The organism is Bacillus sp. PS108 (assembly GCF_037963335.1).
GTDB lineage: Bacteria > Bacillota > Bacilli > Bacillales > Bacillaceae > Bacillus > Bacillus subtilis.
This window is the reverse complement of the sequence record NZ_CP150155.1, coordinates 3,341,912-3,353,847: the sequence shown is the minus strand read 5'-3', so window position 1 is coordinate 3,353,847 and position 11,936 is coordinate 3,341,912. Positions and strand designations below refer to the sequence as shown.

Below are 11,936 nucleotides of genomic sequence, written 5' to 3'. Positions count from 1 at the left end.
TGTTTGGGAAAGTTAAATAATCTTTAATTCGAGATGTTTTACTTGAAAGTAAATTTCTTTGTCTCTATAATAAAGTCTAAGAGAGACAGAATAATCATTATGCATCTGTATGATAATAATTGATGTGTGATTTTTAAAAACGAAAGGGCTGGTAAAAATGGCAAAAGTATTATATATCACTGCTCATCCGCATGACGAAGCAACTTCGTACAGTATGGCAACAGGTAAAGCATTTATCGAATCTTACAAAGAAGCGAATCCAAATGATGAAGTTGTACATATCGATTTGTACAAAGAAAACATCCCGCATATTGACGCAGATGTATTCAGCGGATGGGGAAAGCTTCAGTCAGGTACAGGCTTTGAAGAGCTTTCTGAAAGCGAAAAAGCGAAAGTAGGCCGTTTGGGAGAGCTTAGCGATCAATTTGCATCAGCTGATAAGTACGTATTTGTTACTCCTTTATGGAACTTCTCATTCCCGCCAGTGATGAAAGCGTATCTCGATTCTGTTGCTGTTGCAGGAAAATCATTCAAATACACAGAACAAGGTCCTGTCGGCTTGTTAACTGATAAAAAAGCAATTCATATCCAAGCGCGCGGCGGCTACTATTCAGAAGGCCCTGCGGCTGAGATGGAAATGGGGCACCGCTACATCGGCATCATGATGAACTTCTTCGGCGTACCATCATTCGATGGCATTTTCGTAGAGGGACATAATGCGGAGCCTGATAAAGCACAGCAAATCAAAGAAGACGCGATTGCGCGTGCGAAAGAAGCAGGAAAAACATTCTAATGAAAAAGCCTCCCCTTATTTGGGGAGGCTTTTGTTTTAGTGCTCCAGCATAATGGTTCGTTTCTCTTTACTGCTTTCCATCGCGGCTTCAATGATGCGGATGACATTAATACCTTCCTCAGCAGTGACTGGCAGCGCAGCACCTTCTCGTATGCTTTCCGCTATTTTACGGTAATAAGTAAGGTAGGAGCCATTTACTGATGGAATCGTTTCTGTTTTTTTGTCGGAGCCACGAATGGTTGTAAGCTTTCCGTAAAACTCCGGATCATCCGCACCCCAGCTGTCATCCTCTGGTTTTCTTCCCGCTCTGAGTGCGTCTTCCTGTCCGTCAATTCCATATTTGATAAAGCTGGAATCTTTTCCATGGATTTGATAACGAGGTCCGTTTGCCGGAACGATTGATCCTCCGTATAGAATGGCTTGAAGCTTGCCATAATCCAGGGTTAAATGAAAATAGTCAACCGTTTCGGCATTTTCCCGCTGGGCCATCACGTTTGCAGTCACGGCTTTAGGCATCCCAAACAAATGCAGGGTTTGGTCTATGATGTGGGAGCCGAGATCATACAGCGTACCAGTGGCAATGCCTTCTTTTTCCCGCCACCGCGCTTGAACTTCAGGTCTGTAGCGGTCATAGGAAACTTGATATGTATTGATATCTTCAAGAGATCCCTCAGAGATCAGCTTTTTAATCGTTAAAAAGTCGTTATCCCAGCGTCGGTTATGATATACGCTTAATAATACGCCTTTTTCATCGGCAGCCCTTTTTAATGTTTCCCCCTCTTCGGCCGTTGCTGTCATTGGTTTTTCCATCACAACATGTTTTCCGGCCTGTATGCATGCCATAGCATGCTCGTAATGAAGGCCGCTCGGGGTGGTGACAATGACAAGCTCAATGGCAGGGTCATTTGTGATTTCCTCAAGCTCATGTACAACCTCAGCATCTGGAAAATCCCGTTTCACTTCTTCTGTCCGAGATGTCATGATTTTGCTGATTTGATATTCATCCAGAACATCCAGCAGCGGCCCGTGAAAAACAGAACCGGACAATCCGTATCCTAATATTCCAACCTTGATCGCATCCACTTTTCTTCTCCCCTTTAAAAGCGTTATCAACAGAAGTATATACCCTCCTGATCAAATGGTAAAACCTAACTGATTCATTTTTTGCATCGGCATGCTTAGACAACCGTTTGGACAATCAGTATAATGGGAATTAATATCATTAAACAGAGGTGTACGCATGGAAAAGCATAACGAACATAAAACATTAAACCATAAAAGCTCGAAAGAAAAGGATCAGATTACAAACCGGCTTAAGCGGATTGAGGGTCAAGTCCGAGGCATTCAAAACATGGTGGAAAACGACAGATATTGTGTAGATATTCTTGTGCAAATTTCAGCTGTTCAGGCGGCAATGAAAAATGTGGCGCTTCATTTGCTTGAGGATCATGCCCATCATTGTGTAGCAGATGCCATCAAAAGCGGAGACGGGGAACAGGCCATTTCTGAGCTTTTGGACGTATTTAAAAAGTTCACAAAATCATAAAGCGTTTTTTTATTGTAATACCCTACGGGGGTATGGTAGGATGAAAATAGAAAGAATAAACAGGAGGAATTGATTATGGAACAAAAAACATTGCAAGTTGAAGGAATGTCTTGTCAGCACTGCGTCAAAGCAGTAGAAACAAGCGTAGGAGAACTGGACGGCGTCAGTGCCGTTCATGTCAATCTGGAAGCGGGTAAAGTCGATGTTTCGTTTGATGCTGACAAAGTATCAGTCAAAGATATTGCGGATGCGATAGAAGATCAGGGCTATGACGTAGCTGAGTGATTCAAGGTATCGCGCCTTTAGGGAGGCGCGATATTTCTTTCATTTTTATATACCCCCCAGGTGTATATAAAGGAGTGAGTATGTTGAGTGAACAAAAGGAAATCGCGATGCAGGTCTCTGGTATGACCTGTGCGGCATGTGCTGCCAGAATTGAAAAAGGCCTGAAGCGGATGCCCGGTGTCACGGATGCAAATGTTAATCTGGCAACGGAAACATCAAATGTAATCTACGATCCTGCTGAAACAGGGACTGCAGCGATTCAGGAAAAAATAGAGAAGCTGGGCTATCACGTCGTTACAGAAAAAGCTGAATTCGATATTGAAGGCATGACCTGTGCGGCTTGCGCCAATCGGATTGAAAAACGGCTTAACAAAATAGAAGGCGTCGCAAACGCTCCAGTAAACTTCGCTTTAGAAACGGTTACGGTCGAGTACAATCCGAAAGAAGCGTCTGTCGGCGATTTAAAAGAAGCGGTAGATAAGCTTGGATATAAGCTAAAGTTGAAGGGTGAACAGGACAGTGAGGCTGCTGCTGCTAAAAAGAAAGAAGAACGGAAGCAAACGGCGAGACTGATTTTTTCAGCTGTCCTGTCATTTCCATTGCTTTGGGCGATGGTGAGCCATTTTACATTTACATCATTCATTTGGGTACCGGATATATTTCTCAATCCGTGGATGCAATTTGCGCTGGCGACACCAGTCCAATTTCTGATCGGCTGGCCGTTTTATGTGGGTGCTTATAAGGCACTCAGAAATAAAAGCGCCAATATGGATGTATTGGTCGCCCTCGGTACGACGGCTGCTTACGCTTATAGTCTTTATCTTACTTTTCAAAGCCTTGGCTCTCACGGGCATACAGACGGCCTTTACTATGAAACAAGCGCGATTTTGCTGACGCTGATTTTATTAGGCAAGTTGTTTGAAACAAAAGCAAAAGGCCGTTCCTCGGATGCGATTAAAAAGCTGATGAAGCTTCAAGCGAAAACAGCGACTGTTGTAAGAGACGGACAGGAGCAAATCATCCCGATCGACGAAGTGCTTGTTAATGACATTGTTTACGTCAAACCTGGCGAACGAATTCCTGTCGACGGAGAAGTGGTTGAAGGCCGCTCAGCGGTTGACGAATCGATGATTACAGGAGAAAGTCTTCCTGTTGACAAAAATCCTGGTGACAGCGTGACAGGTTCAACCGTTAACGCAAACGGCTTTCTGAAAATGAAAGCTGTCAACGTCGGAAAGGATACTGCGCTTTCTCATATCATCAAAATTGTTGAGGAAGCACAAGGGTCAAAAGCGCCGATCCAGCGTCTCGCTGACCAGATTTCAGGTATTTTTGTGCCCATTGTATTGGGGATTGCCGTTCTCACTTTTCTCATTTGGTATCTTTGGGCGGCTCCTGGCGATTTTGCCGAAGCGATCAGCAAGTTCATTGCGGTTCTTGTCATTGCCTGTCCTTGCGCCCTCGGTCTTGCCACTCCGACGAGCATAATGGCTGGATCTGGACGCGCTGCTGAATTCGGGATTTTATTTAAAGGCGGCGAGCATTTAGAAAAAACACATCGTCTCGATACAATTGTTCTTGATAAAACCGGAACCGTGACAAACGGGAAGCCGCGTCTGACAGATGCCATTCCATTCGGCCATTTTGAAGAAAAAGATTTGCTTCAATTTGCAGCGGCAGCGGAAACGGGATCAGAGCATCCGCTTGGCGAAGCGATTATTGCTGGCGTGAAAGATAAAGGGCTTGAGATACCGAAGCTTACCCGCTTTGAAGCAAAAGTCGGCGCAGGCATTTTGGCTGAAGCCGGAGGAAAAAGCATTCTCGTCGGCACAAGAAAATTAATGGAGAGCGAACAGGTTGAGCATGGGGCTCTTCTCGCCAAAATGGAAAAGCTAGAGGCAGAAGGGAAAACAGTTATGCTTGTATCCATTGATGGAGAAGCAGCTGGGCTAGTAGCGGTTGCAGATACGATTAAGGACACGTCGCGGAAGGCTGTTGCCCGTCTGAAAGAGTTGGGTCTTGATGTCATCATGATGACAGGAGACAATCGCAGAACCGCAGAAGCCATTGCGAAGGAAGCGGGAATTGCGAATATCATTGCGGAAGTCCTTCCTGAACAAAAGGCGGCGGAAATCGCCCGCTTGCAAAAAGAAGGCCGCCAGACGGCAATGGTAGGCGACGGAATTAACGATGCGCCGGCGCTTGCCACAGCTGACATCGGCATGGCGATTGGAACCGGCACGGACATTGCCATGGAAACAGCAGACATTACACTGATTCGCGGCGATCTGAACAGCATTGCCGACGCAATCCGCATGAGCAGATTGACAATGAAAAACATTAAACAAAACTTATTCTGGGCGCTTGGCTATAACAGCCTCGGCATCCCAATCGCAGCACTTGGATTTTTAGCACCGTGGATAGCAGGAGCAGCAATGGCATTCAGCTCCGTTTCCGTTGTTCTGAATGCTCTTCGTCTGCAAAAAGTAAAATGAAAAACCGGCTATATGCCGGTTTTTGTTTTTCATTGACACTTTCTTGGAAAACAACATATAATAGGTGTAACTTATATATGAGTATATGCTCATATATATTAAAATGAATGCAATACTCATTGATACGCTTTGAAGAGGGAACCCTAAATCGGAAGGTAAGGTGAGACTAGTGAAACAGGAATACGTTCTGGACGGTTTGGATTGCAGCAATTGTGCCCAAAAAATCGAAAATGGAGTCAAAGGCATAAAAGGCATTGACGGATGCGCGGTAAATTTTGCGGCAAGCACCTTAACTGTCTCAGCCGATGGGAAAGAAGAGCAATGGGTCACGAATAAAGTAGAGAAAAAAGTGAAATCAATTGATCCGCATGTAACGGTTCGCCAAAAGCATATAAAGAAATCAGCTGATGATGGCTATCGTAATCGAATGGTCAATATGCTGATCAGAATGGCGGCGGCTGTCATTCTCGGCGCAGCGGCATATTTGGTTCATTCGGGAACCATTGAACTTTTCCTTTTCCTCGCTGCTTATTTGATCATCGGCGGTGACATTATGATCCGCGCAGTCAAAAACATCATCCGCGGTCAGGTGTTTGATGAGCATTTCTTAATGACTCTTGCTACAATCGGCGCCTTTCTGATTCAGCAATACCCTGAGGGCGTCGCCGTTATGCTGTTTTATCAAATCGGTGAGCTTTTTCAAGGAGCCGCGGTCAGCCGTTCCAGAAAATCAATTAGTGCGTTAATGGACATACGGCCTGATTACGCCAATCTCAAAACAAAGAACGGCATCGAACAGGTTTCCCCGGAGGACGTTCAGACAGGAGACATCATTGTGGTTAATCCGGGAGAAAGCATACCTCTGGACGGTAAGGTCGTGCAAGGGTCAGCGATGGTTGATACATCTGCTTTAACAGGTGAGTCCGTTCCGAGAAAAGCTGCGGAAGGACAAGATGTAATGTCAGGCTTTATCAATCAAAACGGCGTTCTGCATATTGAAGTCACAAAGGGCTATCAGGAATCAGCAGTATCAAAAATATTAGACTTGGTTCAGAATGCGAGCAGCCGTAAAGCCCGGACAGAAAACTTTATCACGAAGTTTGCCAAGTATTATACACCTGCTGTTGTGATCATCGCGGTATTGCTGGCCTTTGTTCCGCCGCTTGTTCTTTCTGGCGCCGCGCTTTCCGATTGGGTGTACCGCGCGCTTATCTTTTTAGTGATTTCTTGTCCTTGTGCGCTTGTTGTCTCCATTCCGCTCGGTTTCTTCGGCGGAATCGGAGCGGCCTCAAAGGCCGGAGTGCTTGTAAAGGGAAGCAATTATTTAGAAGCCTTGAATCAAGTCAAATACGCTGTGTTTGATAAAACAGGAACATTAACAAAAGGCAGCTTTGAAGTGACAGAAATCAAACCTGCTGAAGGATTTACAAAGGAAAGTTTACTTGAAGCGGCGGCATATGCTGAGCTTCATTCACAGCATCCGATTGCTGAATCTGTGCGTAAAGCTTACGGGAAAATGCTTTCCTCCGATGAGATTGAGTCATACGAAGAAATCTCTGGCCACGGCATTTTTGCAAAGGTAAATGGAACTGAGATCCTTGCTGGGAATAAAAAGCTCATGGAAAGAGAACAAATTGAGGATGTCCCGGATGAAAATGCTGGAACAATCGTACACGTTGCTGTTGATCAACGCTATGCCGGAGCAATCATCATAGCGGATGAGATAAAGGAAGACGCAGCACAAGCGGTTGCTGATCTGAAGTCGCTTGGGATCAAACAGACAGCTATGCTGACGGGTGATTCGAAACAAACGGGAGAAGCCGTCGGAAAACAGCTTGGGATTGGTGAGGTATATGCAGAGCTGCTGCCGCAAGATAAAGTCGCGCAGGTCGAAGCATTGGAAGCTAAGCTTTCACCTAATGAAAAACTCATTTTTGTCGGTGACGGTATCAATGATACGCCGGTGCTTGCCCGCGCAGATATAGGGATCGCGATGGGAGGCCTTGGCTCAGACGCCGCAGTAGAAGCCGCAGACATCGTGCTGATGACAGATCAGCCGTCAAAAATAGCGGAAGCGATTCGGATTGCGAAACGGACACGGCGAATCGTGTGGCAAAACATCGGCTTTGCTTTAGGTGTGAAAGCGATCTTTCTCATTCTTGGTGCATTTGGAATTGCGACCATGTGGGAAGCGGTTTTCTCAGATGTCGGCGTTACACTGCTTGCTGTGGCGAACGCCATGCGCGTCATGCGTCTCAAAAACAAATAAATTGTCGGAGAGAATTCATTTTTTCGGGGTTTTCTTATCAGCGCTTGTCTTGTTAAAATAAAGAAGTGGGTCAATTGCGATCCGCTTCTTTTTTAATTTTAAAACGATGAGGTGTCGGAGTGAAAAAGAAACAGCAGTCTTCTGCAAAATTCGCGGTCATCCTTACGGTTGTGGTTGTTGTATTGCTAGCAGCCATTGTCATCATTAATAACAAAACGGAACAAGGCAATGATGCGGTGTCCGGACAGCCGTCTATCAAAGGGCAGCCTGTGCTTGGCAAGGACGATGCACCGGTAACTGTAGTAGAATTCGGAGATTACAAATGTCCGTCTTGCAAGGTGTTTAACAGTGACATCTTTCCAAAAATACAAAAAGACTTTATTGATAAGGGCGATGTGAAATTTTCTTTCGTGAACGTCATGTTCCATGGAAAAGGTTCAAGGTTAGCGGCTCTTGCATCTGAAGAAGTATGGAAGGAAGACCCTGACTCTTTCTGGGATTTCCATGAAAAGCTGTTCGAAAAACAGCCGGATACGGAACAGGAATGGGTAACCCCAGGCCTCCTTGGTGATCTTGCAAAAAGCACCACAAAGATAAAACCTGAGACGCTCAAGGAAAATCTTGATAAGGAAACATTCGCTTCTCAAGTGGAAAAGGATTCTGACCTTAATCAAAAAATGAACATACAGGCAACACCGACGATTTACGTCAATGATAAAGTGATCAAAAATTTTGCGGATTATGATGAAATCAAAGAGACAATAGAAAAAGAGCTGAAAGGGAAGTAACGATATGAAAAATAGAATCGTATTTTTATATGCTTCCTGGGTTGTGGCTCTTATCGCTATGCTGGGCAGCCTGTATTTCAGTGAAATCAGAAAGTTTATTCCATGTGAACTGTGCTGGTACCAGCGTATCCTCATGTATCCGCTCGTCCTGATTTTAGGCATCGCCACCTTTCAAGGGGACACACGAGTGAAAAAATATGTGCTCCCGATGGCGATGATAGGGGCATTCATTTCGATCATGCATTACTTAGAGCAAAAAGTGCCCGGCTTTAGCGGCATTAAGCCATGTGTCAGCGGCGTGCCGTGCTCGGGCCAATATATTAACTGGTTTGGTTTTATTACGATTCCATTCTTGGCCCTGATTGCTTTTATCCTGATTATCATTTTTATGTGCCTGCTGAAAGGCGAAAAATCTGAATAACAAAAAAAGCGCCCGCGTATGCCGGACGCTTTTTTAATTTCGCAAACTCATGTCCATCAGCAATAGCCGTATTCCCTCTAAATTTATCTTTTTTTCTCATAAAAATGTTATTGATTTTACGCTTGAGCGATTATAAAATCTAGAGGTCGTCAGAAAATTTAACAAACATAAAAGGGAGTCATCAGAATGGCTTGGGAGCTGCTCAGTGTGATTGGCATCATTGCGTTTGCAGTCAGCGGCGCAATTGTTGCGATGGAAGAGGAATATGATATTTTAGGAGTTTATATATTAGGGATTGTCACCGCTTTTGGAGGAGGAGCGATCCGCAATTTGCTGATCGGTGTTCCGGTGTCAGCGCTATGGGAGCAGGGAGCGTACTTTCAAATCGCGCTTTTATCTATTACAATTGTGTTTCTGTTTCCGAAGCTGCTGCTGAAGCATTGGAATAAGTGGGGCAATTTATCAGATGCGATCGGCCTCGCTGCCTTTGCTATCCAAGGCGCACTGTATGCTGTCAAAATGGGCCATCCGCTTAGTGCCGTGATCGTGGCTGCGGTGCTGACGGGAAGCGGGGGCGGAATCATCCGCGACCTTCTTGCCGGGCGCAAACCGCTTGTGCTGAAGGCAGAAATTTATGCAGTCTGGGCGGCTCTCGGCGGTTTAATCGTCGGCTTGGGCTGGCTGGGGAACTCGTTCGGCTTATACGTTCTGTTTTTCGTGCTCGTTGTTTGCCGGGTTTGTTCCTATATGTTTAATTGGAAGCTGCCAAACCGTTCTTTTCGCTTAGATAATTAATAGCAAAAAACCGATTTCGAAGTGAAATCGGTTTTTTTCTGCATAATATAAATAACCCAAACCTTGAACGATGTTGGGTGAATGTGCTATTATAAATTGTATTTGCCAGTTTACATCATATATTTAATATATGTATCCGATTATATTATACAGTATTTCATCTATGTTTGTCAACTATTTTCTGGAGGTGCCGTTCATGAATCAGCAGGATAAGGAATGGAAGGAAGAGCAGTCGAGAATAGATGAGGTGCTGCAGGTGCTCAAAAAAAAAGAGCGGTTTCTGGAAACGTCTGCGGGCGGGTTGAAGCATGATATCATCGGATTAAGAAAAAGCTTTTGGGAGGATGTTAAGGTTAATTTTGATGATGCCCATGAAGCGATTGAAACGATGGCAAGCATTAAGCAGCAGGCAGAGCTGCTGTCTGATCGGGAACACAATCATCGGCGCATGGATCAGCAGCTCAAACGAATTCATCAATTGAAAAAATCGCCTTATTTCGGCCGGATTGATTTTATTGAAAACGGCGAGGAGCAGGCAGAGCGAATTTATATCGGTTTAGCTTCCTGTTTGGATGAGAAGGAGGAACACTTTCTGATCTATGACTGGAGGGCGCCGATATCAAGTTTGTACTACAATTATTCTCCAGGAAAAGCGGAGTACGAGGTGCCCGGTGAAACGATAGAAGGGGAAATGGTGCTGAAACGCCAGTTTATGATCAAAAACGGCACTCTCAAGGCGATGTTTAATACCGATATGACGATTGGCGATGAAATGCTGCAAGAGGTATTAAGCCATCACTCCGATACCCAAATGAAAAACATCGTGTCTACGATTCAGAAAGAACAAAATCAGATTATCCGTAATGAAAAAAGCAAGATCCTGATCGTGCAGGGAGCGGCTGGCAGCGGGAAAACATCGGCTGCGCTTCAGCGTGTCGCTTATTTGTTATACAGGCACCGCGGTGTCATTGATGCCGGACAAATCGTTTTGTTTTCTCCTAACTTCTTATTTAACAGCTATGTCTCCTCTGTTTTGCCGGAGTTAGGAGAAGAGAATATGGAGCAGGCGACGTTTCAGGAATATATCGAGCATCGTCTTGGCCGCAAGTTCAAATGTGAAAGCCCCTTTGATCAGCTCGAATATTGCCTGACCGAAACAAAGGAAGGCGATTTTCCAACAAGGCTTGCGGGAATCACATGGAAGGCGGGTTTATCCTTTCAGCAATTCATTGATGAATACGTCACACGGCTTTCCTCTGAAGGGATGATTTTTAAAAATATTATATTCCGCGGACAAAAGCTGATCACAAAGGAGCAAATTCAATCCTATTTTTACTCATTGGATCAAAATCACTCCATTCCGAATCGGATGGAGCAAACCGCGAAGTGGCTGCTGAGTGAGCTTAACAAGCTTGAGAAAAAGGAACGGCGAAAGGATTGGGTCGTTCATGAAGCTGAGCTGCTTGATAAAGAGGACTACCTGGACGTGTACAAAAAACTGCAAGAAAGGAAACGGTTCAGCGAGAGTACGTTTAACGATTATCAAAGAGAGCAGCAGCTGCTTGCCGCCATCATTGTGAAAAAAGCTTTCAAACCGCTCAAGCAGGCAGTCAGGCTCCTTGCATTTCTTGATGTTTCACAGCTGTATTTGCAATTGTTTTCTGGCTGGGGAGGGAAATTTCAGCATGAGAAGATGGCCGTGATAGGTGAGCTGACCCGTTCGGCATTTACGGATAATAAATTGCTCTATGAGGACGCGGCACCGTTTCTTTATATGCAGGATCTGATTGAGGGCAGAAAGAAAAATACGAAGATCAAACATCTATTTATTGACGAAGCCCAGGACTATTCACCGTTTCAGATGGCTTACATGAGAAGCATTTTTCCGGCTGCCAGCATGACAGTGCTCGGTGATATCAATCAGTCCATCTACGCGCATACCATACACGGGGATCAGCGTATGGATGCGTGCTTTGAGGATGAGCCTGCTGAGTATGTTCGTTTAAAGAGAACATACAGATCAACAAGGCAGATTGTCGAGTTTACCAAAGCGATGCTTCAAGATGGAGCGGATATTGAGCCGTTTAATAGAAGCGGGGAAATGCCGCTCGTTGTCAAAACTGAAGGACATGAGAGCCTTTGCCAAAAGCTCGCGCAAGAAATTGGCCGGCTCAAGAAAAAAGGGCACGAAACAATAGCCGTCATCTGCAAGACTGCGCAGCAATGCATACAGGCGCACGCCTACATGAGTGAATATACAGATGTTCGCCTGATTCATAAAGAAAATCAACCATTCCAAAAGGGTGTTTGCGTGATTCCGGTGTATTTAGCGAAGGGAATTGAATTTGACGCAGTGCTTGTCTATGATGCATCTGAAGAACACTATCATACAGAGCACGACCGCAGGCTTTTATATACTGCGTGCACCCGTGCGATGCACATGCTGGCGGTATTTTATACAGGTGAAGCCAGTCCGTTTGTAACCGCTGTGCCGCCTCACTTATATCAGATTGCTGAATGAAGAGAAGGGAGTCCTTCTCTTTT

General features: G+C 45.0%; 10 protein-coding genes. 9 read left to right on the top strand and 1 reads right to left on the bottom strand.

Going from position 1 to position 11,936, the window contains the following annotated elements; translation table 11 throughout:
- The first annotated feature begins 157 nt into the window (after positions 1-157).
- Positions 158-793, top strand: coding sequence for an FMN-dependent NADH-azoreductase AzoRB (gene azoRB / locus NSQ16_RS17465; protein ID WP_003243587.1), 636 nt, complete (start codon positions 158-160; stop codon positions 791-793).
- Between the two features lie 36 nt (positions 794-829).
- On the opposite strand, the gene iolW is transcribed toward azoRB, so the two are convergent.
- Positions 830-1,906 (bottom strand): scyllo-inositol 2-dehydrogenase, encoded by a 1,077-nt coding sequence (gene iolW / locus NSQ16_RS17460; protein ID WP_114523636.1) that lies wholly within the window; start codon positions 1,904-1,906, stop codon positions 830-832.
- A 127-nt stretch (positions 1,907-2,033) separates the two neighbouring features.
- On the opposite strand from iolW, the gene csoR reads away from it, so the two are divergent.
- From csoR to helD, 8 genes are all read left to right on the top strand, one after another.
- Positions 2,034-2,339 (top strand): copper-sensing transcriptional repressor CsoR, encoded by a 306-nt coding sequence (gene csoR, locus NSQ16_RS17455; protein ID WP_003228404.1) that lies wholly within the window; start codon positions 2,034-2,036, stop codon positions 2,337-2,339.
- Between the two features lie 75 nt (positions 2,340-2,414).
- Complete coding sequence (copZ, locus tag NSQ16_RS17450; RefSeq protein ID WP_003228406.1) at positions 2,415-2,624, top strand: copper chaperone CopZ; 210 nt, start codon at positions 2,415-2,417, stop codon at positions 2,622-2,624.
- Between the two features lie 83 nt (positions 2,625-2,707).
- Entirely contained in the window at positions 2,708-5,119 is a 2,412-nt protein-coding gene (gene copA / locus NSQ16_RS17445) for a copper-exporting P-type ATPase CopA (RefSeq protein ID WP_230488660.1), read from the top strand.
- Positions 5,120-5,279: 160 nt separating this feature from the next.
- A complete protein-coding gene (locus NSQ16_RS17440) occupies positions 5,280-7,388 on the top strand; it encodes a heavy metal translocating P-type ATPase (RefSeq protein WP_230488661.1) in 2,109 nt (702 codons plus the stop codon).
- A gap of 119 nt (positions 7,389-7,507) precedes the next feature.
- On the top strand, positions 7,508-8,176 hold the full coding sequence (gene bdbD, locus NSQ16_RS17435; RefSeq protein ID WP_003228414.1) for a disulfide bond formation protein BdbD: 669 nt from the start codon (positions 7,508-7,510) through the stop codon (positions 8,174-8,176).
- A gap of 4 nt (positions 8,177-8,180) precedes the next feature.
- Complete coding sequence (locus NSQ16_RS17430) at positions 8,181-8,597, top strand: disulfide oxidoreductase (protein ID WP_033883427.1); 417 nt, start codon at positions 8,181-8,183, stop codon at positions 8,595-8,597.
- A gap of 186 nt (positions 8,598-8,783) precedes the next feature.
- A complete protein-coding gene (locus tag NSQ16_RS17425) occupies positions 8,784-9,392 on the top strand; it encodes a trimeric intracellular cation channel family protein (protein WP_003219999.1) in 609 nt (202 codons plus the stop codon).
- Between the two features lie 196 nt (positions 9,393-9,588).
- Entirely contained in the window at positions 9,589-11,913 is a 2,325-nt protein-coding gene (helD, locus tag NSQ16_RS17420) for a DNA helicase IV (protein ID WP_230488662.1), read from the top strand.
- Positions 11,914-11,936 lie beyond the last annotated feature (23 nt).

Excerpts from the sequence above, each read along its gene's own strand:
- NSQ16_RS17425 (WP_003219999.1), top strand. The coding sequence starts at position 8,784 with ATGGCTTGGGAGCTGCTCAGTGTGATTGGCATCATTGCGTTTGCAGTC.
- copZ (WP_003228406.1), top strand. The coding sequence starts at position 2,415 with ATGGAACAAAAAACATTGCAAGTTGAAGGAATGTCTTGTCAGCACTGC.
- helD (WP_230488662.1), top strand. The coding sequence starts at position 9,589 with ATGAATCAGCAGGATAAGGAATGGAAGGAAGAGCAGTCGAGAATAGAT.
- NSQ16_RS17430 (WP_033883427.1), top strand. The coding sequence starts at position 8,181 with ATGAAAAATAGAATCGTATTTTTATATGCTTCCTGGGTTGTGGCTCTT.
- azoRB (WP_003243587.1), top strand. The coding sequence starts at position 158 with ATGGCAAAAGTATTATATATCACTGCTCATCCGCATGACGAAGCAACT.
- csoR (WP_003228404.1), top strand. The coding sequence starts at position 2,034 with ATGGAAAAGCATAACGAACATAAAACATTAAACCATAAAAGCTCGAAA.